The following is a 24,472-nucleotide window of genomic DNA, read 5'->3' on the forward strand; positions in this document are numbered from 1 at the left end:
TCTCCTATGATCGCATCACGGTGTCGACGCGAATTTGTATTTCAACGTTGCCACGAATATGCATTTTGGTATACCAAATTCAAGCAATCAGTTCGGATGGTCCGAATTTGATCATGGAAATTCAAGATTTGGGGCAGGACATGGGCGAACAAAAACAGAAAATTGGTGTGATCGGCCTCGGATCTATGGGATTTGGCGTCGCGCAATCAGCGTTGCGCGCGGGTCACACGGTTTACGGTTTTGATATCAATCCAAAACAGGTCGAAGCCTTTCAGGCCGTCGGTGGGGCAAAGGGCAGCATGGCTGAAGTGGCCGGTGATTTGGATGCCGTTGTCACGATTGTTCTCAATGCGGCACAAACTGAATCTGTTTTGTTTGGTTCTGATGGGATCGCGGGCAAGCTGCGTAAAGGGGCTGCTATTTTGTCAAGTGCCACAGTTGCGCCGGATTTCGCTCGTGAGATGGAAAAACGTTGTGCCGAGCTTGGCGTATATTATCTTGATGCACCGGTGTCTGGTGGCACAGTCCGCGCGGCATCTGGCGAACTTTCGGTGATGTCATCGGGAAGTGAGGCGGCCTATACGGCGCTTGCGCCAACGCTAGATGCCATCGCGTCTAATGTGTTTAAATTGGGCGACAGTGCTGGGGCTGGATCCGCCATGAAAGCCGTAAATCAATTGCTTGTCGGGGTTCATATTGCAGCGTGTGCCGAGGCCATGACCTTTGGTATTTCCCAAGGCATTGACCCCGAATTGATGATTGATGTGATCAGTAAATCAGCGGGCACCAGTTGGGCGCTTGAGCATCGCGGCCCCAAAATGGCCACGGCAGATTACAGCCCGTCGAGCATGATCAATATTTGGCCAAAAGACCTAGGTATTGTCCAAGATATTTCACGCGGCGCACAGTTTGCCACTCCAATCGCGTCTGCCGCTTTGCAGGTGTATTTGACCGCGCAAGGCATGGGGCTTGGGTTTGAAGACGACACTGCCATCACCAAAGTTTACGAGGCGCAATCAAATATCACACTGCCGCAGCCAAAAACAAAGAGTAGCTCATCATGACGACTTTCTTAGGCTGTATTGCTGATGATTTCACTGGCGCAACCGACTTGGCTGGTTTGCTATCCCGGTCTGGTGTTGCTGTACGTTTGCGTCTTGGTGTGCCGACTGAGCCCCCCAAAGATACCGAAGCGTTTGAGGTGATCGCCTTGAAGTGCCGCACATTGCCTGTGGATGAAGCGGTTCAAGAATGCCGCGCAGCATTGGCATGGTTGAAAGCCGCAGGTGCGCAGAGGTTCTTTTGGAAATATTGCTCGACATTCGACAGTACGGCTGAGGGCAACATTGGCCCTGTGGCCGAAGCTTTGATGGCCGATATTGGCGCAGATCAAACGATATATTGCCCCGCTTTCCCAGAAAATGGGCGTTCGATTTACATGGGTAATTTATTTGTGGGTCAGCAGCCGTTGGCGGAAAGCCCAATGAAAGATCACCCTTTGACCCCTATGCGTGATAGCAATTTGATGCGGCTTTTGACACCTCAAGTGACGCAACCTGTTGGACTTGTCGCGCAGAGTGTTGTGTCTTCGGGGCCAGAAATGCTGCGCAGCGAACTTGCGATGCTGCGCAGTCAAAATGTGGCTCATGTTGTGGTCGATGCCACTGCAAACCGTGACCTGACGACCATTGCGCAAGCGTGTTGGGACATGAAATTGATGACGGGCGGAAGTGCCGTCGCAATGCCATTGCCGAAAATTTATGTAGAGCAGGGGTTGATGCCTGCCGATGCGCCCACTGCCATACGCCCAAAATTGTCTAAGCAGGCTATTGTTTTGTCTGGCAGTTGTTCGCAAATGACCCGTGCGCAAGTCGCAGCTTATAGCGCACATGCGCCAAGCTTGCGACTTGACCCGCTTGAGTTGGCAAAAAACGGAGCGCAAGCGGTGATTGATTGGTTGAAAGATCAAGATTTGACGCAGGCACCACTTATCTACGCGTCAGCCGAACCCGATCAGGTTCGTGCAGCCCAAGACGTTTTGGGTGCGCAGCGCGCGGGTGCTATTGTTGAAGAGGCATTGGCGCACATCGTTGTGGCTGCGCGCGACTTTGGGGCGCGGCGTATCATTGCAGCGGGGGGGGAAACCTCTGGGGCCGTTGCCAAAGCATTGGATATTTCTGATCTGGCGATCGGCACTGAAATCGCGCCTGGCGTGCCGTGGTGCTATGCGACGTCGGCAGGCCATGATATTGCTATCGCATTGAAATCTGGTAACTTTGGAACCGAAAGCTTCTTTGCTGACGCGCTTAACGTATTGGAAAGCACATGACCACTGAAACGCTGTTGCGCGAACAGATTTGCTTATTGGCTAGATCAATGTTTGATCGTGGTTTGACGGGGGGCAGCACGGGAAATATTTCGGCGCGCACTGAGGATGGTGGGCTTTTGGTTTCGCCAACGGGCACAAGTTTCGGTCGCCTTGATCCCACTAAGTTGAGCCGCTTTGATGCAAACGGGCAGTTCATAAGTGGCGATCAACCGACCAAAGAAATGCCGCTGCACAGTGCGTTTTATGACACGCGTTCAACGGCGGGCGCAGTCGTGCATTTGCATTCTTGTCACTCGGTCGCTTTGTCTATGTTGCCTGATGCCAATGTTGATGATTTCATTCCGCCCGTGACGCCTTATGCGATTATGAAACTGGGTAAAGTTAAACTTTTGCCATTCTTTTTGCCGGGTGATTCTGCGATGGGCGAAGCTGTGCGCGGGCTCGCGGGCAAGCGCTCTGCTGTCATGCTTGCCAATCACGGACCTGTTGTGGCTGGCAAAGATATTGAGGCTGCGTGCAATGCGATTGAAGAACTGGAAGAAAGTGCAAAGCTGGCATTTATGCTGCGCAGCATGAACGCCAATATTTTGACCGATGCACAGGTAAAATCTGTTGTCGAAAAATTCGATGTGGAGTGGGATGTATGAAGCTGTCGGCCAATCTTGGGTTTCTTTGGGCAGATCGCCCGCTTCCTGATGCGATCCATGCTGCAAAGGCCGCAGGCTTTGATGCAGTTGAATGCCACTGGCCTTATATATTTGATATAAAAGAAGTATCTATGGCTTTAGCCGAGACAGGCTTGCCGATGCTTGGCTTGAATACGGACCGTGGCGATACGTCAGTGGGCGAAAATGGACTGTCTGCACTTGTTGGACGCGAAGCTGATGCACGCGCAGCAATTGATCAGGCGATTGCCTATGCTGCAGCGTTGAATGTACCCAATATTCACGTCATGGCGGGCTTTGCGCAGGGTGATGCAGCTCATGCATGTTTTATCGAAAACCTGATATATGCGTGCGAAAATGCTGCGCAGCATGGAATGACTATTTTGATCGAACCGCTGAATTCATATGACGCACCGGGGTACTTTTTGACCACCACAAGGCAAGGTCTTGAGGTCATAAAAGACGTGGGGCGCGCAAACCTGAAGCTGATGTTCGATTGTTACCATGTTCAGCTGATGGAAGGGGACGTGTCACACAAGCTCAAAGCACTTTTACCCCATATCGGACATATCCAATTTGCATCGGTGCCAACGCGCGGCACGCCTGATCAAGGCGAATTGAACTATGCTCATGTATTTAAAGTGATCAAAGGTCTGAACTATTCCGCACCTTTGGGGGCAGAGTATAAACCAAGCGGCGACACCGATGCATCGCTTGGCTGGATGAAAACGCTCGCGGGTTAAACCGCGGCCTTTTCAATTCTAGTACCTCGCGGGCTTGGCGAAATGCGGCGACAGGGCGTCATAGATCTTAGTCTCTGGATTGACATCATATGCGTGCATTTCAGGGGCAAGATGCAGCATTGCACCGCGCGCTTTGCCCGCCGCCCGAGCATCCGCCGTGTCTGTGCTTGACGCGGCGGCCTGCACGCAGTTGTATTGCTTTGGCTTTTGGTTTCGAGTTCTATCAAGCTTGCGTTAGATGGCGCTAACATCTGGGGGCGCTTGAGTCGAGCTAGACCAAGTGCGCATGAAAAGGGATACAGACTATGCGCGAATGGTGGCGGGATGCCGTAATCTATCAGATTTATCCGCGATCCTTTCAAGATGACAACGGCGATGGCGTTGGCGATTTAAAAGGGATCACGCGTCGGTTGGACTATGTGGCATCGTTGGGTGTTGATGCCATTTGGTTGTCGCCGTTTTTCACCTCGCCGGACAAAGACATGGGCTACGATGTGTCCGATTACACCAGCGTGAATGCGCTGTTTGGCACGATTGAAGACTTTGACGCCTTAATGGCAAAAGCCCATGATTTGGGTCTGAAAGTGATCATCGATCAGGTGTTGTCGCATACCTCTGATCAACACCCGTGGTTCATTGAAAGCCGCACCGATAAAGTGAACCCGAAAGCAGATTGGTACGTTTGGGCCGATCCACAAAAAGATGGTACGCCGCCCACAAATTGGCCGTCGGTCTTTGGTGGTTCTGCTTGGATGTTTGATGCGCGGCGTCGCCAATACTACATGCACAATTTTCTTGTGTCGCAACCTGATTTGAATTTTCACAATCCACAAGTCGTTGATGCGTTGATTGAAGCTATGCGGTTTTGGTTGAAACGCGGTGTGGACGGCTTCCGTTTGGATACGGTGAACTTTTATGTTCATGACAAAAAGCTGCGCGACAACCCTGCGTCCAACTGGGATCAGTTCCCTGGCAATCCCTATGAAGCGCAAACACATCTTTTTTCAAAAACGCAGCCTGAAAACATAGGTGTTCTCAAACGTATTCGCACTCTGATGAACGAGTTTGATGATCGCATGTTGATCGGTGAAGTGGGTGAAGACGGCTTGCGCCAAGTCGAGGTGATGGGCGAATACACATCTGGTGGTGACAAGCTGCACATGGCCTATTCTTTTGCGATGCTCAGCCACGATCACACGCCGGATCATTTCCGCAATTGTATTTCTGAATTTCTGACCAAAGCCCCTGATGGTTGGCCGTGTTGGTCATTTTCAAATCACGATGTGCAACGCCATGTCACCCGTTGGGCTTCCGCGCCAGAGTTGCAAAACACCGTGGCACGTCAGGCGATCAACATGTTGATCAGCTTTCCGGGGGCTTTGGGCCTGTATCAAGGTGAAGAGCTGGGGCAGATCGAAACCGATATCGAATTTCATGAGCTACGCGATCTGGGCTACATTGATTTTTGGCCTGACAACAAAGGGCGCGATGGCTGTCGCACGCCAATGGTTTGGGATGCGTCTGAGACCCATGCAGGCTTTTCAACTGGCGAGCCTTGGTTACCAGTGAAAGCACCACAAATCACGCGTGCCGTTGCAGGACAAGAGACCAAGCCGGATAGCATTCTGGCCGCCTACCGCACGGCGCTGGAATTTCGAAAGCAGCGCGACGAACTGCGTTACGGCGACACCAAGTTTCCGTCCGTGCCTGACCCTATTCTTGCGGTCAGCCGTAGTTTAAATGGCACTGTTTTGACGGGTGTGTTCAATCTATCTGGTGACGTGCAGATCGTGGATTTGGCCGCAAATACCAAACAGATTGGCGAAGCGCATGGAAGCATCAGTGGCACTCAACTGACATTGCCTGCCTTTGGGTTCGCGTTCTTTGAAACACAAAGGGGTTTATCCGCCGTTGAAGTATAAAAAGTAAATATGTGCTGGACGTTTGTCAGTTTGCGCAACAAAGTTACAAAATGCTATGCGATCCTGTTTCAGTTCATGCAAAAAATGGGATTTGGTTAAAGCTTTGTGCGCCACCTTGGGGTGTAAGAATATAAAATACACAGAAAGACAGTCAGTATATGTCGATATTAAGTGATCGAACAGACGACCTTTTAGCCGCCTTGCCGCATGATGTTGCGCAGGATTTGGTCCATGGGCGCTTGAATGATCCGTTTCAATATCTTGGCTTACGTCCCTATGCTGACGGGTTTGCGTTGAATGTCTTTGTGCCAGAAGCAGATGCTTTACTGTGTTTGACGGGCGCAAATGATAAAGTGCAAATGACGCCTGTGCCTTTTGCCCCGGGTCTTTTTTGCGCACGTTTGGCCAAAGAGATGCCCTATAAAATTGAAGCACAATTTTCCGGTGCGCCTTGGGTTTTTGATGACCCTTATGCGTTTGCTCCAAGCTTGACCGCCGACGATCTTTATTACATTGGCGAAGGCTCGATGAAGCGTATTTGGGATGCGCTTGGCGCAACGCCTATGGTTCATCAAGGTATCAATGGCGTACGGTTTTCAGTTTGGGCACCAAACGCAGACCGCGTTGCAGTCGTCGGCGATTTCAATGCTTGGGATGCGCGCCGTCATGGTATGCGCAGGCTCGGTGCCTCTGGCATTTGGGAAATTTTCATCCCCGAGGTGACCGTGGGAGAAGTCTATAAATTTGCAATTCGCGGCGCTGGTGGACAAGATTTGCCGTTAAAAGCTGACCCTATTGGGTTTGGGTCTGAACATCCGCCCAAAACGGGGTCCATTGTGCGCGATATTAAAGGCTTTGAGTGGGCCGATGCAGGGTGGATGGGCACCCGCGCAGAGTTGCAAAATATCGATGCACCGATTTCTATTTATGAGGTCAATCTGGCCAGCTGGAAACGCGCAGAGGGCAATCGTCCTTTGTCGTACACGGAACTTGCCAGCACTTTGATCGACTATGTCGCAGATATGGGATTTACCCATATTGAACTGATGCCGATTACGGAACACCCTTTTGATGGATCTTGGGGCTATCAACCGATTGGCATGTTTGCGCCCACTATCCGCCATGGCACGCCAGATGAATTTCGCGCGCTGGTTACAGCTGCACATGCCAAGGGGCTGGGTGTTTTACTTGATTGGGTGCCCGCACATTTCCCGACGGACATTCACGGTCTGGCACAGTTCGATGGCACAGCTTTGTACGAACATGCTGATCCGCACGAGGGGTTCCACCAAGATTGGAATACGCTAATTTATAACTTTGGCCGCAAAGAAGTGGCCAATTATATGCGGTCTAACGCTTTGTATTGGCTAGAGGAATACCACCTTGATGGGCTGCGCGTTGATGCCGTGGCCTCAATGCTCTACCGCGATTATTCACGTAATGATGGCGAATGGGTGCCCAACAAAGATGGCGGGCGCGAAAACTACGAGGCCATCGCATTCTTGCAAGGCGTCAACACTTTGGTCTACGGCGAGGTTGATGGTGCCATGACCGTGGCCGAGGAAAGTACCGCCTTTCCGGGCGTGTCCACACCTGTTGATCACGGTGGGCTTGGGTTCGGGTTTAAGTGGAATATGGGGTGGATGAACGACACTCTGCGCTACATGGAAGAAGACCCGATCAATCGCAAATATCACCACCATTTGCTGACCCATTCGATCAGCTATGCCTATACTGAGAACTTTGTTTTGCCGATCAGTCACGACGAAGTTGTGCATGGCAAAGGGTCAATGATCGACAAAATGCCCGGGAATGACTGGGAGCAATTCGCCAATCTGCGCGCCTATTATGGTTTCATGTGGACGCATCCGGGCAAAAAGCTTTTGTTCATGGGGCAGGAATTCGCACAGCGCGCAGAATGGAACCACAATCAAAGCTTGGATTGGCATTTGTTGGATGCGCCTGCCCATGCGGGTATTCAGGCTTTGGTGCGCGATTTAAACCATGTCTACCGCGATACACCTGCATTGCATGTGAACGACACGCGCCCCTCTGGCTTTGGCTGGATTGAGGGCGCGGATATCGACAATTCTATCTACGTGTATGTGCGTCACGGCAAAGCGGGCGATCCGCGCGTCGTAATAGTTTTGAACATGACGCCGGTTGAACGCACAGGGCACCGTGTTGGTCTGCCTTGTGATGGATTTTGGCGCGAAGCGATCAATACGGATGCCGAAATTTACGGAGGAGGCGGGCGTGGAAATCTGGGAGGGGTCCACGCCCAAGATGTTGAATGGATGGGGCAAACTCATTCCGTTGAATTGACAGTGCCACCACTTTCGGCAGTAATTTTAATTGAAGGGGAGGAGACATGATGAAGCCGACACCAAACATGCGTTTGTCAAACCGCGCTATGGCTTTTGTGCTTGCGGGCGGGCGGGGCAGCCGTTTGAAAGAGCTGACAGATAACCGTGCCAAGCCTGCGGTTTATTTTGGCGGCAAAACTCGTATCGTCGACTTTGCCTTATCAAATGCGCTCAATTCCGGCATTCGCAAAATGGCAATTGCGACACAGTATAAGGCGCACAGTTTGATCCGCCATTGTCAGCGTGGCTGGGGGTTCTTACGGGCCGAGCGCAACGAGTTTTTGGACATTCTGCCTGCGTCGCAGCGTATCTCTGAGGAAAAATGGTATTTGGGAACGGCAGATGCTGTGACGCAAAATGTCGACATTATCGACAGCTATGGTATTGATTTTATTGTTATCCTTGCTGGTGACCATATCTATAAGATGGATTACGAAATCATGTTGCAGCAGCACTTGGATGAGGGCGCAGACGTGACCATCGGGTGTTTGACTGTCCCACGAATGGAAGCCACGGCGTTTGGTGTGATGCATTGTGACGCCAAAGATCGCATCACTGAGTTCTTGGAAAAACCGGCCGATCCGCCCTGCATTCCGGGTGATCCCGATCACGCTTTGGCGTCGATGGGCATCTATGTGTTTCGTTGGGAGTTCTTGCGTGAATTACTGCTCAAAGACATGAGCGATACCAATTCGAGCCACGATTTTGGCAATGATATTATCCCACAGATCGTCAAAGGTGGTAAAGCCATTGCCCACCGTTTTGAGGACAGTTGTGTCACCACGGGGCTAGAGGTCGAACCATATTGGCGCGATGTGGGCACGATTGATGCATTTTGGCAGGCCAATATTGACCTGACGCAATTTACACCTCCGCTGGATTTATACGACAACACTTGGCCGATTTGGACCTATGCCGAAAGCGTGCCGCCCGCAAAATTTATTCATGACGAAGCAGATCGTCGTGGCATGGCGGTGTCATCGCTGATTTCAGGGGGCTGCATTGTGTCTGGCTCTGAAATTCGTGAATCCTTGCTGTTCACAGGTGTGCGCAGTCATTCCTATTCATCGCTCGATCAAGTTGTGGCCTTGCCGTATGTGCAGGTGGGGCGTCAGGCACAGTTGAGCAAATGTGTGGTGGACCGCGGCGTGATTATTCCTGATGGGTTGGTCGTTGGCCAAGACCCTGTGGACGACGCAAAATGGTTCCGTCGTACTGAGGATGGTGTGGTTTTGATCACCCAAACGATGATCGACAAACGTAATGCCGCGCTGGAGTGATAAAGATGCGTAATGTTCTTTCCGTGACCTCTGAATGTGTGCCCCTCGTGAAAACGGGGGGCCTTGCGGATGTGGCGGGGGCTTTGCCCGCTGCTGTGGCTGACCACGGATGGGACATGCGTACACTTTTGCCAGCGTATACTGGCCTGATCAAAAAAGCCGCCGCGCGTAAAGTGCTGTGGCAATCTGACGATCTGTTCGGCGGACCTGCACGGGTGTTGATGGGCACGGCAGGTGGCAATGTCATTTTGCTGCTGGATGCGCCGCATTTGTATGACCGCGAAGGCGGGCCTTACGGCAATCCGACCGATTTTTCTGACAATCCGCAACGCTTTGCCGCGCTGTCTTTTGTCGCCGCAGAAATTGCGCGCACTGGGTTAAGCGATGGTTGGACGCCGGAAGTGGTTCATGCGCATGATTGGCAAGCTGGTCTTGTGGCGACCTATTTGAAATATGGCCCCCCTTGTGATGTGGGCACTGTGATGACGGTACATAATATCGCGTTTCAAGGCCTTGCACCTGCTGCCATGCTTGGCACTTTGGGTCTGCCGATCGATGCTTTTAATGCTGAGGAATTGGAATACTGGGGGCAGATCAGCACGTTAAAAGCGGGTCTGGTGCATGCAGATGCCATCACCACAGTGAGCCCGACCTATGCCGCTGAATTGATGCGGCCTGAGTTCGGTATGGGGCTTGAAGGCGTCTTGTCCGCGCGTGCTAGCGTGCTGTCTGGCGTTCTCAATGGTATCGATATGGATGTTTGGAACCCTGCATCTGACCCTGAAATCATACCGTATTCTGCGAAATCTTTGACGGGTAAAAAGAAAAATCGCACAGCTTTGATGTCGGAATTTGGCTTGTCGTCTGTTGAGGGACCACTTGCGATTGTCGTCAGCCGTTTGACATCGCAAAAAGGCATGGATTTGATCGCTAATGCTGCCGAAGATTTTGTCGCGAACGGTGGCGCTTTGGCCATTTTGGGCAGTGGTGATCCGCAGATCGAAGATGCGCTGCGTTTGCTGGCGCGCAACCATCCGGGCAAGGTGGGGTTGCGCATCGGTTATGACGAGGCTTTGTCACACCGTATGTTTGCAGGTGGAGATGTTGTGTTGGTGCCTTCGCGGTTTGAACCTTGTGGTCTGACCCAACTGTACGGGCTGCGTTATGGCACGGTGCCTGTGGTCGCGGCCACGGGGGGCTTGGCGGATTCTGTGGTGAACTACAATGTCGCGGCGGCCCAAATGGGTGTCGCAACAGGGTTTCAATTTCATCCAATTGACCAACTTTCATTCACTCAGTGTTTGCGCGGGGTCATTGATGCCTTTTCTCGCACATCAGACTGGACTCGCTTGCAAAAGCGCGGGATGAACCAGAACCTAGGCTGGGATGCGTCATCGGCGACCTATGCCACCCTCTATGAACGAGTGACCAAGTGATCTTTGATCTAAAGCACGACTTGCCGACCAAGCTTAAAAACCATTCTCTTTCTGCAGGTCGCCCTGATCCTATTGGGGCAACATTTGATGGTCAGGGCGTCAATTTTGCGGTCTTTTCAGAGCACGCAGAAAAGGTAGAATTGTGTTTGTTTTCACAAGATGGTTCCACTGAAATCGCGCGTATCCCACTGTTGGAACGCCACGGTGATGTGTGGCATATTTATGTTGCGGGGCTGACGCCGGGCACCAGCTACGGGTACCGTGTGCATGGGGCGTATGAACCAGAGCAAGGTCACCGGTTTAACCCCAATAAATTGCTGCTTGATCCCTATGCCAAGCGTCTGTCAGGTGCGCTTGATTGGAACGATGCAATCATGGGGTACACGATCGGGGCCAAGACCAAGGATTTAAGTTTCGACCCCAGAGATTCCGCCCCCTATGTGCCGCGCAGTATTGTTGTGGACCCAAGTTTTCAATGGGGCGATGATCGTTCTCCCGAAACGTCTCCGTCTGAAACCGTGATTTACGAGGCCCATGTCAAAGGCATGACGGCTGAGTTCCCGGGTTTGGATGACACGCAGCGGGGGCATTTTTTGGGAATGTCCTCAGAGCCTGTGCTGGAATACCTAACTAAGCTCGGGGTGACGACGGTGCAATTGATGCCCGTACATGCGTTTCTGGATGATAAGTTTTTGCTTGAGGAAAAACTGACCAACTATTGGGGGTATCAATCCATCGGATTTTTTGCGCCAGAGCCACGCTATATGACCAAACGGGGCATTTGGGAATTCCAAACCATGGTGCGCCGGTTTCATTCCGCTGGGATCGAAGTGATCTTGGATGTGGTGTATAACCACTCTGGCGAGGGCAACGAATTTGGCCCAACGCTGTCGTTCAAAGGGCTAGACAACAAATCTTATTACCGTTTGGCTGAGAATGAACGCCACTATATTAATGATACGGGCACTGGAAACACGCTGAATGTGCGACACCCGATGGTGCTGCGTATGATCATGGACAGTCTGCGCTATTGGGTTGAAGTCATGCACGTGGATGGCTTTCGCTTTGATTTGGCCACTGTATTGGGCCGTGAAGCCGAAGGGTTCAATCGCAAAGGCGGCTTCTTGGATGCGCTGGGACAAGACCCTGTGCTGGGCAAAGTCAAACTGATCGCAGAGCCGTGGGACCTTGGGCCCGGTGGGTATCAGCTTGGCAACTGGCCGCATCCGTTTTTGGAATACAACGACAAATTTCGCGATGATCTGCGCAAATTTTGGCGTGGGGATGAGGGCATGATGGCCAATTTGGGCAAGCGGCTTTTGGGCAGTGCTATGACCTTTGATCATTCCGGTCGCGCCGCCACATCGTCGATCAACTTTGTCACCTGTCATGATGGTATGACATTGCGCGATGTTGTCAGCTATGATGGCAAACACAATGATGCCAATGGCGAAGACAACCGTGATGGTAAAGACGACAATTACTCAGACAATATGGGGTTTGAGGGGGCTACGGATGCCCCTAATGTCAACGCCATCCGCGCGCAACGCCAACGTAATTTGCTTGCCTGTTCGTTCTTGTCGCAAGGCACGCCGATGATTTTGGCGGGCGACGAAATTGGTAATACGCAAAACGGCAACAACAATACCTTTGGCCAAGACAATCCGATTGGCTGGGTCAATTGGGCAGATGCTGATGAACACCTTTTGGCCTTTGTGCAGAAGCTCACCAAGCTACGCCGTGATCACAATGTGCTGCGTCAAAAACGGTTTTTGCATTCTCGCCCGCGCCTGAAAGACGGCAAACCTGATGTGTTTTGGCGTATGCCAGATGGCACACCGCCCACGTCTGAAGAGTGGGAAAGCACACAGACCAAAACCATGTGCACTGAAATTCGTACCTCTTTTGGCACGCCCGAATACCGTGCGTCTGATGATGTGCTGTTTTTGGTGATCAACAACGACGGCGATACCAATGTCACTTTGCCGCCATGTGGGGACACTAAGACTTGGGAATTGATCTTGGATACATCCGCACCTGATGCGGGGGCGCAATGTGTCGCGGGGACGACAACCTTGGTTCGGGCCGCTTCGGTCTGTGTTTTTGCCCAAATGCCTATTGCTTAAAGGAATTTTGCTATGACGATGACAACGATCCAAACTGCACCAATCGATGGCCAAAAGCCTGGCACCTCTGGTTTGCGCAAAAAAACCCGTGTGTTCATGGGGCAGCATTATTTAGAGAATTTCGTGCAAGCCATCTTTGATGGGATTGGCGGGGTTGCAGGCAAAACCTTGATTGTTGGTGGCGATGGGCGGTTTTACAACGACACAGCGACCGAGACAATTCTGCGCATGGCAGCCGCAAATGGAGCGGCCAAAGTCATTGCTGGCCAAAATGGTTTGTTGTCCACTCCAGCTGCGTCGCATTTGATCCGCTCGATGAAAACAGATGGCGGAATTATTTTATCCGCAAGCCACAATCCCGGCGGCATTGATGAAGATTTCGGCATTAAATTCAATATGCCCAACGGTGGTCCCGCCCCTGAAAGCGTCACGAACGCTATTTTTGATGTGACAAAAACCATCGAAACTTACCAGATTTATAATGGCGATACCGTTGATCTGTCCACGCTTGGTCACAGCGCATTGGGCGAAATGCAGATCGAAATCGTTGATCCCGTCTCAGCCTATGTCGACTTGATGCAGACACTGTTTGATTTTCCCGCCATCAAGGCGATGATTGCCAGCGGTACAAAAATCCGCTTTGACGCGATGAATGCCATCACCGGCCCCTATGCTTCTGCCATTATCGAAGACTTGCTGGGCGCCACCAAAGGGTCAGTCGTGCATGGCACGCCTTTGCCAGACTTTGGCGGTATGCACCCTGATCCCAATCCAACGTGGGCGCATGAGTTGATGGACGAAATGATGGGGTCAGATGCGCCTGCGTTTGGTTGTGCCTCGGATGGGGATGGCGACCGTAATATGATTGTGGGGCCAAATTGCTATGTCAGCCCATCAGACAGCTTGGCCGTGATCGCTGCCAATGCCACTGTGGCACCGGGCTATGCGGGCGGTCTCAAAGGCGTGGCGCGCTCTATGCCGACTTCTGCCGCGGTCGACCGTGTGGCGGATGCGCTTGGGATTGAATGTTACGAGACGCCGACGGGCTGGAAATTCTTTGGGAACTTGATGGACGATGGCCGCGTGTCTTTGTGTGGCGAAGAAAGCTTTGGCACTGGGTCTGACCATGTGCGCGAGAAAGATGGTGTTTGGGCTGTGTTGATGTGGCTTAATATCATGGCGAGCACCAAAAAATCTGTGCCACAAATCATGCAAGATCACTGGGAAAAATTCGGTCGCAACTATTATTCTCGCCACGATTTTGAGGCGATTGAAACCGACAAAGCCGACGCGATGATTACCGCTTTGCGTGGTAAATTGGCGGGGCTTTCGGGGCAAACTTTTGGCACGCTTACAATCGAGACTGCGGATGATTATTCATATCTTGATCCCGTGGATGGCAGCACGTCTGCGCATCAAGGGGTGCGTGTGGTGTTTAAAGGCGGCGCACGTTTTGTGGTGCGTTTGTCGGGCACGGGCACGTCAGGTGCGACGATGCGGCTATATGCTGAAAAGCTTGATATGACGAATTTCAACCAAGACCCGCAGGTGGCTTTGGCCGATGTTCTGAGCGTGGCGCATGAAATCATTCAAACCGAAGCTTTTTCAGGCCGAACCGCGCCGGATGTTGTGACCTGACGCAGGTCGCTCTTTGATTTCATACCTTTACAGGTTCCAAATACGCGTTGCGTTTTGGTTATGGAACTTTGCCAATTCATCGGCGGATGCCCCAATGGTCAGCGCATGGGTGACTGCAACCCACTGTTCGAGTGATGCATTTAACGTACATACTGGGCTGTCCGAACCCCATACGACCCTGTCCCAGCCAAAGGCTTGGATGATGTGTTCCACGTAGGGGCGCAGTGTGTCCAAGGTCCAATTTGGGTTTGCATAAGCTGTAATCCCTGAAATTTTGGCACAAACATTTGGGCGCCTCGAAAGGTCGGTGATCGCATTGGCCCAGCTTTCAAACTCACCGCTTGCGATGTCTGGAACGCCGCAGTGATCAAGCACAAATCGCGTGTGCTCGGCAGCGTCAGCAAGAGCGCACGCGATAGGCAGCTGCCTTGCCGCGACGCAGATATCAAAGGGTAGGCCTGCCGCGCCAATCTTGCGTATATTGCTGCGAAAGTTTTCTGCGCGTGACAGGTCATCGGGCATGACATGCAATACACGGCGCAACCCTTTGACTGTGGTTTTATCTAAGCCTTCGAGAAAGGCGTCAAAGCCTGCATCCTCTGGTCGCGCGGATGAAATGGCCCCGCATAGTAAGCTGTCTTTTTGCGTCATCAACTGCGCGACCATGCAGGTTTCGTTATCGATGTCATTGGCCGCAACATCCACTTCCATATGCAACGCTCGGGTGATGCCCATCCGTTTGGCAAGGGCCGCGTAGGCTGCGTAGGTCCAGTCTTGGTCAAGCGCTGGTGTGCCCGACAACCACGGATAGCTCAGTCGTGTGCGGTCAATGAGATGAAGATGGGTATCAATGAGCATTTTTGTTTCCTTGCAGGTCCAGAGTGGCTCAATTTTTCAGCGAATTTGGCGGGAGTCCATCTTGACTCGGGATAAAAGTCAAGTTTAGATATGAAATGAGCTTCCGAATATAAAATTTATACACTTTGGTGTGCTGAATTCAAAAATGGGAGCCTAGGGAATGGGTCAAGGCGAACTTGATCCGCCTGAGTTCAGGGAGGACTACCAATGACAAAATTCACCAACGGCGCATCAATCGCTGTTCTGGCTCTTGGGCTTGCGTCTGGCGCGCAGGCTGGCCAATTTGATGGTGTGACCATCGATGCCAAGCTGATTGGCGGCCAACAATATGAAGCGCTCTATGCGCGCATTCCTGAATGGGAAGCGGCGACGGGTGCGAAAGTGAATATCATTTCAAAGAAAAACCACTTTGAACTGGATAAAGAATTCAAATCTGACATCGCGGCAGGCACCACAGGGTGGTGTGTTGGATCGAACCACTCATCCTTTGCTGCGCAATACCCATCGCTTTACACCGATTTGAACGGGTTGATTGCGCAAGACAGCATTGATGGTTTCGTCGGCGCAAACATTGCAGCGGCTACGCTGGGGGGACGTTTGGTGATGTTACCACGCGCGCAATTTGATGTTTCCGCGCTGTACTACCAAAAAGATCTGTACACGGATGAGGCCAAATCCACTGCGTTTAAGGCCGAGTATGGCTATGATCTTACTGTGCCAGAAACATGGGCCCAAGTGAAAGACCAAGCGATTTTCTTTGCAGATGGTCCGAATTTCTATGGCACACAATACGCTGGTAAAGATGAAGCCATCGTTGGGCGTTACTATGAAATGGTCGTCGCTGAAGGCGGCAAGTTCTTCAACGATGATTTCTCGCCTGCGTTCGATTCAGCTGAGGGCAAACAAGCGCTGCAATGGTTCGTTGACTTGTACGACGCCAAAGCGGTGCCCGCGGGCACAACCAACTATCTTTGGGACGATTTGGGCAACGGCTTTGCGTCGGGCACCATCGCGCTCAACTTGGATTGGCCAGGCTGGGCTGGGTTCTTTAGTGATCCATCTGCGTCAAAAGTTGCCGGTAATCTTGGTGTCGCACCTGCGCCCAAAGGGTCAGCTGGTGTGCGCACAGGTTGGTCTGGGTTCCACGGTTTCTCAGTGACTGAGCAATGTGATGACAAGGCCGCAGCAGCATCGCTTGTAGATTTTTTGACGAACGAAGACAGTCAAAAAATCGAAAGCGCAGCAGGTCCATTGCCAACGCGTACAGCTGTTTGGGACTATGTGACCGAAGATGCGAAAGGCGATGCGTTCCGGACTGAAGTTTTAGCTGCCTTTAAAGAGACTGCAAAAACAGCATTTGCTGTGCCTGCAACGCCTTTGTGGATCGAAGCTACAAACTTGATTTACCCAGAACTGCAAGCCGCGATCTTGAGTGATAAAACTGTTGACGAAGCACTGGCTGATGCAGCCGAGGCTGTTGACGAAATGATGCGTGAAGAGGGTGTCTACTAAACACCTTTCGCCCATCCAGCCCTAGGGGATGGCGCGCTTTTGCTGTGCGCCATCCTTTCCTCGACACAGCGGCCATGTCGTCGCCCTCCCCACGGGAAATCCCATGAAACGCTTTAAAATGCCCCCATGGCTGGTCTTGTTATTGCCAGCTATCATTATCCTATCGGCTGTTGTGCTGATCCCGCTTGTGCTGTCCTTGTATTCCAGTTTCACCCCCTACAAGCTGACGCGGCCTGAGAGCCTGTATAAATGGATCGGTACTTTCAACTACGAAAAAGCGCTTGGAGATACCAAGTTTTGGGCGGCATTCGGGCGCACGATTTTGTTGCTGACGATTGCGTTGAACCTTGAGATGCTGTGCGGGCTTGGCCTTGCTTTGATGGTGTCAAAGGTCACGCGCGGGCAACGTGCTTTGCGCACTGCGATGATGTTTCCGATGATGTTTTCACCCATACTGGTTGGGTTTCAATTTAAGTTTATCTTCAACGATAACGTTGGCTTGGTGAACAACGCTCTGCAATCTTTGGGCATCACAGATATGGCGATCCCATGGCTGGTTGATGGTAAGTTGGCGATGTTTGCCATCATCTTTGCTGAGATGTGGACATCGACGTCGGTCTTTGCCATTTTGATCCTTGCTGGTCTGTTTGCCATTCCCCAAGACCCTTTAGAAGCGGCCAAAGTTGATGGTTGCACGCCAATCCAGAGTTTTAGATTTGTGACGCTGCCGTTTTTGATGCCGTTCATTTACATCGCAATGGCCATCCGGTCGTTGGATGTGGCACGGGCCTATGACATCGTGCAGATCATGACCAATGGTGGTCCCGCACGGCGTACTGAATTGCTTTGGACGCTGATTGGGCGCACTGGTTATGTCGATGCGAAAATGGGTTACGCCAATGCTATGGGCTATATTTCGATCTTTCTCGCAATCTTCTTTACCATCTATTTTTTCCGCAAGCTCACCGCCGCACGCGCCGAGCTTGGCATGGGGGTTTGATCAATGATGCAATCAGTTTCTGCTCAAAACCGCAAACGGATCGCCAAAACGGCGCATTTCGTTGGGCTTTTCATTGCGATGTCGATCATTTGTATCCCAGGTCTTTGGATCGTGCTCAACTCGTTTCGTCCCACTGTTGAAATCATGGCTAAGCCGCCGGTTTGGATCCCTAATGAATTAAACCTTGATCACTACCGCGCCATGTTCGGTGGGGCTGGCGAGGGCGGCGTGCCTGTTTTGACCTATTTTCGCAACTCCATGATCATTTCAATCACCTCGACCGTGATCGCGCTTTTGGTTGGCATGGGGGGCGGGTACGCATTTGCGCGCTACCATTTCAAAGGCAAATCTGCGATCTTCGTGGGGCTTATGGTGACCCGTGCAGTTCCCGGTGTGGCACTGTCTTTGCCGCTGTTTATTATCTTTGCGCGCTTGGGCATTATCGACACCCATTTCGGCATCATACTGGCCTATGTGGCGATGAATGTACCCTTTACGATTTGGTTGATCGACGGTTTTATGCGCCAAATTCCCAAAGAACTTGCCGAGGCCGCCGAAATCGACGGTTGCACACGCTGGCAAGCATTTTGGCGGGTCGAATTTCCTGTCGCGCGCTCTGGGATCGCTTCGGCAGGGATATTTGCCTTTCTCACCTCGTGGAACGAATACGCTTTGGCATCGCAGCTTTCGCGTTCAACCACGTCTAAAACAATGCCCGTTGGGCTTTTGGATTTTACATCAGAATTTACGCTCAATTGGGGCGGCATGTGTGCGCTGGCGGTCTTGATGATCTTGCCTGCGCTGGTGCTGACGTTCCTTGTGCAAAAACACCTCATTGCTGGCCTCACATTTGGCGGCGTGAAAGGATAAAATATGGCTCAGGTTCATCTTAAGAATGTCGTTAAAAAATACGGCTCACTCGAAGTCGTGCATGCGATCAACCTTGATATTGAGGACGGCGAATTTGTTGTGCTTGTTGGCCCATCAGGGTGCGGTAAATCGACAACGCTGCGTATGATTGCAGGGCTTGAAGATATATCGGGCGGTGACATCGAAATCGGCGACCGCGTGGTGAATGATTTGGCACCTCGGGATCGCAATATTTCGATGGTGTTTCAAAACTACGCGCTCTACCCGCATATGACTGTGCAAGAAAACTTGGGATTTTCTCTAAAAATTGCCAAGTTCAGCCAATCCGAAATTGACGCTGCCGTGCAAAACGCTGCCGAGATTTTATCGTTGACCGACTTGATGGATCGCAAGCCGGGCGCGCTGTCTGGCGGGCAACGTCAACGTGTGGCGATGGGACGTGCGATTGTGCGCCATCCTGATGTGTTTTTGTTTGACGAGCCTTTGTCGAATTTGGATGCAAAACTGCGGACACAAATGCGGGTTGAGATCAAAAAACTGCACCAAAAAGTCAAGTCTACCATCGTTTATGTGACCCATGATCAGATCGAAGCCATGACATTGGCAGACCGTATTGTGATCATGCGTGATGGTCATATCGAACAAATCGGCACGCCTTTGGATGTGTTTGAACACCCCGTGAATACGTTTGTTGCCAGCTTTATCGGTTCGCCACCAATGAACTTTCTTGAGGCGCAGATCGACGGTGGCAAAATCATTTTGCAAGACGGGACAGCTTTGACGATGCCTGCTGGATATGCTGCAAATGAAGGCCAAAAGGTGACGTTTGGTGTACGAGCCGATAACATTATGCCGCAAAATCATGCCATGCCAGCTGGCAACAATATGGCGTTGGTTGAGATGGAAGTGTCTTTGACTGAACCTTTGGGCACAGAAACACTGTTGTTCGCTGAACTCGCGGGTTCTGAGGTGCAGGCTAAAATGCTTAACCCGCGTCCCGTGCAAAATGGTGAACGCCTGACGTTTGAGATCAGTCTCGATAAATGCCACATTTTTGATGCGCAAACAGGCAATGCTTTGAAAGCGCAGTGAGGGGGCTCGCATGAAACGATACGGACAAGTGATTGGGCTAAAGGCCGAGCATATCGAGGCATACAAAAAGCTGCATGCGGATGTGTGGCCTAGCGTGCTGGCGAAAATTTCCGAATGCCATATTCGCAACTATGTCATCTATCTGAGAGAGCCGGAAAACCTGTTATTCGCGTCGTTTGAATATCACGGTGCTGATTTTGCATCTGATATGGCAGCAATGGCGGCAGATCCCGAAACTCAAAAATGGTGGGCGCTGTGCGAACCCCTGCAATGCCCGCTAAAGACCCGCACTGATGGATCGTGGTGGGCTGATATGGAAGAGGTATTTTTTCATGATTGATGTACGCAAACTTGTTCAAACTTTAGACCTTCCTACTGAAGTGAAACCTGTGGTCATCTTCGGCGCGGGATCGATTGTGGTAGATGCGCATCTTCCAGCCTATGCCGCATTGGGTGTGCCTGTCGCGGGTATTTATGATCCAAATACGGCTAAAGCCGCCGCTGTTTTAGATGGAATTTCGACAGGCACCAAAGCCGTTGCATTTGAGACGATTGAACAGGCCACCACGCGCAGTGACGTTATCTATGATTTGGCCGTTCCTCCTGCCGCTTTACCTGCGATTTTGAAGACTTTGCCTGTTGGCGCCACTGTGATTTTGCAGAAACCTATGGGGGCCAATTTAGATGAGGCCAGCGAGATTTTACAAATTTGCCGCGCAAGAAAGTTAAACGTAGCAGTGAATTTTCAGCTGCGGTTTGCGCCGATGATGCTGGCACTCAAAGATGCGATCGCACAGGGTGCTTTGGGTGACATTGTCGATATTGATGCATCGATGATTTTGGACACACCGTGGCATCTTTGGGAATTCTTAGCGGATTTGCCACGTGTCGAAATCTTGCTGCATTCCATTCATTATCTCGATTTTATCCGCGATGTTTTAGGAAACCCTCAAGGGGTGCACGCTACAACCATGGGCCATCCGTCGTCGAGCATATCGAACACGCGCAGTGCTATGATATTGGACTATGGCACACGAGCGCGATGTAATCTGTCGGTTAATCACAACCATAGTTTTGGCCGTAAATTTCAAAGATGCGAGTTCATTATCGGTGGCACCAAAGGTGCTGCACATGTGAAAATGGGTGTGAATCTTGATTATCCACGTGGTGAACCCGATACGCTTTGGATCAACCAAGACGGCGATTGGCAAGAAGTGCCGTTGATTGGCAATTGGTTCATTGATGCTTTCAAAGGCCGTTTTGCACAAGTTCAGCGGTTCGCAGCAGGACTTGATTCCTCGTTGCAAGGCTCTGTCGAAGATGCGTGGCACACGATGGCACTGGTTGAAGCTGCCTATGAAAGTGCGGCTTTGCCTGCGCATAAAATCAAGGAAATGCCTGATGCTTGAGCAAACAACATATTACGAGGATTTCGTTATTGGCGCGCAGCGTAAAACCGTAGGACGTACCATTACGGAAACGGATTTTGTGGTGCACGCGGGCCATTCGGGTGACTTTTTCCCACATCATCTGGATGAAGAATTTTGTAAAACGCTACCCTTTGGTCAACGTATCGCCCATGGCACCATGGTGTTCACCATCGGTGTGGGGCTGACGGCGACCATTATCAATCCTGTTGCATTTTCATATGGTTATGACCGGATGCGCTTTGTCAAACCTGTGTTTATTGGCGACACCATCACGTCTTTGGTCGAAATTATAGGCAAAGAAGTGATGGAAAAACGCCCCGGGTACGGCCGCGTGACTGAACGCCTGACGGTTAGCAAACAGACCGGAGAGGTCGCTTTAGTTGCAGACCATATCTATATGGTGGAGATGACGCCATGATCGGGCCCTTTTTGCTGCTGCACGAAAAAGACACCATTTTAGTTGCGCGCGCGACCGTGGCGCAAGGCACTAAGATTGATCTGGAACAGGGACCTGTGGATTTGCCTCAGGCTATTCCTTTGGCCCATAAAATCGCCCGCCATGATATTTTGAGCGGCACTAAAATTCTCAAATACGGAATGCCCATCGGGATCGCGACAGCGGATATTCCTGCGGGTGCGCATGTGCATGTGCACAATATGCGCTCGGCCTATACCCCAACCCATATGCTGCAGGATGCTGATGGTGTTTCATCGGGAGTTTCAAAATGACCAACAGCGCCCCTCTTAGTGGTTACCTCCGAGCAGATGGACGTAAAGGCATTCGTAACACAATCTTGGTCGCATATCTGGTTGAATGCGCCCATTTCGTGGCCTCTAAAATCGTTGCGGGATTTGATGGCGAAGATGTACAACTCATCGGTTTCCCCGGATGTTACCCCAATGAATACGCAGCACAGATGATGGAGAAACTCTGCACCCACCCGAATGTGGGCGGGGTGCTATTTGTGTCTTTGGGCTGTGAAAGTTTTGATAAAGTACGCGTGTCTGATGCGGTGTCTGCATCGGGACGACCCGTGAAAACGCTGGTGATTCAAAAGGCGGGTGGTACCGCAGGCACGGTCGATCTTGGTCGCACTTGGGTGCGCGATGTTATGGCCGAAGTTATGGCTGTTGAGCGTGTGCCCATGGCCATGGATGAGTTGATCATTGGCACGATTTGCGGCGGGTCTGATGGCACGTCTGGTATCTCTGGAAACCCTGCTGCAGGCAAAGCTTTTGATCTTTTGGTCGCGCAAGGGGCAGCCTGTATTTTCGAAGAAACAGGCGAATTGATTGGCTGTGAAGATATCATGGCCGAGCGCGCTGTGACGCCCGAATTGGGCCAACTTTTGCGCGAAAGTGTCCACAAAGCCGAACGTTATTATGCCACCTTAGGCTACGGGTCTTTTGCAGCAGGCAATGCCGCAGGCGGTCTGTCTACAATCGAAGAGAAAAGCCTTGGGGCCTATGTTAAATCGGGCGACAGCCAGATATCGGGCATCTTAAAGCCGGGCGATGTGCCGCCGACGGGCGGTTTGTATTTGATGGATGTGGTGCCAGACGGCGATGTGCGCTTTGGTTTCCCCAACATTTCGGACAACGCGGAAATCGTCGAAATGATCGCATCAGGCGCGCATGTGACGCTGTTTGTCACGGGGCGGGGGTCTGTTGTGGGCTCAGCCATTTCACCAGTGATCAAAATTTGCGCTAACCCCGACACCTATCGTGCGTTGGCGGGCGATATGGATGTCAACGCAGGCGCGATCATCGAAGGCCTCAAAACCATCGACGATATCGGACAAGAAATTCACGATTTGGTCGTGTCTGTCTCAAACGGCGCACAGAGCAAATCCGAAGCGCTTGGGCATCGTGAATTTATATTAACTTACAAAACATTCGAACCGGCAGGGCCAGCGTGCTTACCGGCTGCAGGGTAAAGGAAAAACACATGGATATGAGCAAACGGTTGCAGGGCAAGGTCGTTGTCATGACGGCTGCGGGTCAGGGGATTGGTCGGGCTTGTGCGGTGCGGATGGCAGCGGAAGGCGCGCGGGTTATTGCGACGGATATCAACGCGGATTCTGTGGCGGAATTGAACGCGATTGATGGCATAGAGGCGCGTGTTCTCAATGTGTTAGATGCCAATGCGATCACGGAATTGGCAACTGATATCGGCGCTGTCGATGTGCTGTTCAACTGCGCAGGCATCGTCCATGCGGGCGATATTTTGCACACGCCAGAAGACGATTGGGACATGGCATTTGCGCTCAACGCCAAGGCGCAATACCGTATGATCCGCGCATTTTTGCCTGCGATGTTGACCAACGGCGGCGGCTCTATCATCAATATGTCTTCGGTCGCGGGGCCTGTTACGGGGCCTGCAAATCGCTTGGCTTACAGCGCGTCCAAGGCGGCTGTCGCGGGCATGACGCGGGCAATCGCGACGGATTATGTGACGCAAGGCATCCGCTGTAATTCGATTTGCCCCGGCACGGTCGACAGCCCATCATTGCATCAACGCCTGAAAGATACCGGCGATTACGAGGGCGCGCTGAGTGCTTTTGTGGCGCGTCAGCCCATGGGGCGCATTGGGCAACCGCATGAAATTGCTGCTCTTGTGGCCTATCTTGCTTCGGATGAATCTGGTTTCACCACGGGACAAGAACACATCATCGATGGCGGCTGGACAGCTTAAGAAATTTGATTTTGAGGAAGGAAGACTATGAAACTTGTACGCTATGGGGCGCGCGGCGCTGAAAAACCGGGAATGATTGATGCGGATGGCGCGTTGCGCGATTTGTCTGCTCATGTGTCTGATATTGCTGGCGAAGTTCTGGTGAACTTGAGCGCGCTCAAAGACATTGATCCTGCGACTTTGCCACTGGTTGAGGGCAATCCGCGCTATGGCGCTTGTGTGGGTGGAACCGGAAAATTCATCTGTATCGGTCTCAATTACGCCGATCACGCGGCTGAATCCGGTCTGGAAGTGCCGCCTGAGCCAGTGATTTTTGCAAAATACACCTCAGCGATTTGTGGCCCGAATGATGACATTATCATCCCGCGCGAGTCTGAGAAAACCGACTGGGAAGTCGAGCTTGGGTTTGTGATCGGCAAGAAAGCCAAATACGTGTCTGAAGCCGACGCGATGGACCACGTTGCTGGCTTTTGCCTGATCAACGATGTGTCTGAGCGGTCGTACCAAATT

General features: G+C 51.7%; 22 protein-coding genes. 21 read left to right on the top strand and 1 reads right to left on the bottom strand.

Translation table 11 applies throughout. The features are described from left to right. Nucleotides 1-113 precede the first annotated feature (113 nt). The 10 genes from ltnD to BM025_RS17480 all read left to right on the top strand — a co-directional run bounded on the left by ltnD (nt 114) and on the right by BM025_RS17480 (nt 14,505). A complete protein-coding gene (ltnD, locus tag BM025_RS17435) occupies nt 114-1,064 on the top strand; it encodes an L-threonate dehydrogenase (protein ID WP_244515895.1) in 951 nt (316 codons plus the stop codon). Then, nucleotides 1,061-2,329, top strand: a complete 1,269-nt coding sequence (gene otnK, locus BM025_RS17440; RefSeq protein WP_085850699.1) for a 3-oxo-tetronate kinase — start codon at nt 1,061-1,063, stop codon at nt 2,327-2,329. Before ltnD ends, otnK begins: the two co-directional genes overlap by 4 nt. Continuing rightward, a complete protein-coding gene (otnC, locus tag BM025_RS17445; RefSeq protein ID WP_085850698.1) occupies nt 2,326-2,976 on the top strand; it encodes a 3-oxo-tetronate 4-phosphate decarboxylase in 651 nt (216 codons plus the stop codon). Before otnK ends, otnC begins: the two co-directional genes overlap by 4 nt. Continuing rightward, complete coding sequence (locus BM025_RS17450; protein ID WP_085850697.1) at nt 2,973-3,737, top strand: hydroxypyruvate isomerase family protein; 765 nt, start codon at nt 2,973-2,975, stop codon at nt 3,735-3,737. The genes otnC and BM025_RS17450 overlap by 4 nt, the downstream gene beginning before the upstream one ends. 305 nt (nt 3,738-4,042) lie before the next feature. Further along, on the top strand, nt 4,043-5,659 hold the full coding sequence (locus tag BM025_RS17455; protein WP_085850696.1) for an alpha-amylase family glycosyl hydrolase: 1,617 nt from the start codon (nt 4,043-4,045) through the stop codon (nt 5,657-5,659). Nucleotides 5,660-5,817: 158 nt separating this feature from the next. Beyond that, a complete protein-coding gene (gene glgB / locus BM025_RS17460) occupies nt 5,818-8,034 on the top strand; it encodes a 1,4-alpha-glucan branching protein GlgB (protein ID WP_085850695.1) in 2,217 nt (738 codons plus the stop codon). Continuing rightward, on the top strand, nt 8,034-9,305 hold the full coding sequence (gene glgC, locus BM025_RS17465; RefSeq protein WP_085850722.1) for a glucose-1-phosphate adenylyltransferase: 1,272 nt from the start codon (nt 8,034-8,036) through the stop codon (nt 9,303-9,305). The genes glgB and glgC overlap by 1 nt, the downstream gene beginning before the upstream one ends. A gap of 5 nt (nt 9,306-9,310) precedes the next feature. Then, nucleotides 9,311-10,741, top strand: coding sequence for a glycogen synthase GlgA (glgA, locus tag BM025_RS17470; RefSeq protein WP_085850694.1), 1,431 nt, complete (start codon nt 9,311-9,313; stop codon nt 10,739-10,741). Further along, nucleotides 10,738-12,867, top strand: a complete 2,130-nt coding sequence (gene glgX / locus BM025_RS17475) for a glycogen debranching protein GlgX (protein WP_085850693.1) — start codon at nt 10,738-10,740, stop codon at nt 12,865-12,867. The genes glgA and glgX overlap by 4 nt, the downstream gene beginning before the upstream one ends. Before the next feature lie 12 nt (nt 12,868-12,879). Continuing rightward, nucleotides 12,880-14,505: an alpha-D-glucose phosphate-specific phosphoglucomutase gene (locus BM025_RS17480; protein WP_085850692.1), complete on the top strand. Its 1,626-nt coding sequence runs from the start codon at nt 12,880-12,882 to the stop codon at nt 14,503-14,505. 27 nt (nt 14,506-14,532) lie between these two features. Here the strand turns inward: BM025_RS17480 and BM025_RS17485 are convergent, their stop codons facing one another. After that, entirely contained in the window at nt 14,533-15,363 is an 831-nt protein-coding gene (locus BM025_RS17485) for an amidohydrolase family protein (RefSeq protein WP_085850691.1), read from the bottom strand. A 207-nt stretch (nt 15,364-15,570) separates the two neighbouring features. Between BM025_RS17485 and BM025_RS17490 the strand changes: the two genes are divergently transcribed. The 11 genes from BM025_RS17490 to BM025_RS17540 form a co-directional block, all read left to right on the top strand. Next, a complete protein-coding gene (locus BM025_RS17490) occupies nt 15,571-16,875 on the top strand; it encodes a type 2 periplasmic-binding domain-containing protein (protein ID WP_085850690.1) in 1,305 nt (434 codons plus the stop codon). A 103-nt stretch (nt 16,876-16,978) separates the two neighbouring features. Next, nucleotides 16,979-17,875 (top strand): carbohydrate ABC transporter permease, encoded by an 897-nt coding sequence (locus BM025_RS17495; RefSeq protein ID WP_085850689.1) that lies wholly within the window; start codon nt 16,979-16,981, stop codon nt 17,873-17,875. A 3-nt stretch (nt 17,876-17,878) separates the two neighbouring features. Then, the gene (locus BM025_RS17500; protein WP_085850688.1) at nt 17,879-18,745 is read left to right on the top strand and encodes a carbohydrate ABC transporter permease; all 867 of its coding nucleotides are present in this window, start codon (nt 17,879-17,881) and stop codon (nt 18,743-18,745) included. 3 nt (nt 18,746-18,748) lie between these two features. Next, nucleotides 18,749-19,837, top strand: a complete 1,089-nt coding sequence (locus BM025_RS17505) for an ABC transporter ATP-binding protein (RefSeq protein ID WP_085850687.1) — start codon at nt 18,749-18,751, stop codon at nt 19,835-19,837. Between the two features lie 10 nt (nt 19,838-19,847). Continuing rightward, nucleotides 19,848-20,177: an L-rhamnose mutarotase gene (locus BM025_RS17510; RefSeq protein WP_085850686.1), complete on the top strand. Its 330-nt coding sequence runs from the start codon at nt 19,848-19,850 to the stop codon at nt 20,175-20,177. After that, nucleotides 20,170-21,246, top strand: a complete 1,077-nt coding sequence (locus BM025_RS17515; RefSeq protein WP_085850685.1) for a Gfo/Idh/MocA family protein — start codon at nt 20,170-20,172, stop codon at nt 21,244-21,246. Before BM025_RS17510 ends, BM025_RS17515 begins: the two co-directional genes overlap by 8 nt. Next, complete coding sequence (locus BM025_RS17520; RefSeq protein ID WP_085850684.1) at nt 21,239-21,685, top strand: MaoC family dehydratase; 447 nt, start codon at nt 21,239-21,241, stop codon at nt 21,683-21,685. Before BM025_RS17515 ends, BM025_RS17520 begins: the two co-directional genes overlap by 8 nt. Further along, nucleotides 21,682-21,996, top strand: coding sequence for a UxaA family hydrolase (locus BM025_RS17525; RefSeq protein ID WP_085850683.1), 315 nt, complete (start codon nt 21,682-21,684; stop codon nt 21,994-21,996). The genes BM025_RS17520 and BM025_RS17525 overlap by 4 nt, the downstream gene beginning before the upstream one ends. Next, entirely contained in the window at nt 21,993-23,204 is a 1,212-nt protein-coding gene (locus tag BM025_RS17530) for a UxaA family hydrolase (RefSeq protein WP_085850682.1), read from the top strand. Before BM025_RS17525 ends, BM025_RS17530 begins: the two co-directional genes overlap by 4 nt. Before the next feature lie 17 nt (nt 23,205-23,221). Further along, nucleotides 23,222-23,962 (top strand): SDR family oxidoreductase, encoded by a 741-nt coding sequence (locus BM025_RS17535; protein ID WP_085850898.1) that lies wholly within the window; start codon nt 23,222-23,224, stop codon nt 23,960-23,962. A 27-nt stretch (nt 23,963-23,989) separates the two neighbouring features. Continuing rightward, on the top strand, nt 23,990-24,472 hold a 483-nt coding region (locus BM025_RS17540; RefSeq protein WP_139204561.1), incomplete at its 3' end, for a fumarylacetoacetate hydrolase family protein.

Source organism: Pacificibacter marinus (genome assembly GCF_900109555.1).
GTDB classification, from domain to species: Bacteria; Pseudomonadota; Alphaproteobacteria; order Rhodobacterales; family Rhodobacteraceae; genus Celeribacter; species Celeribacter marinus_C.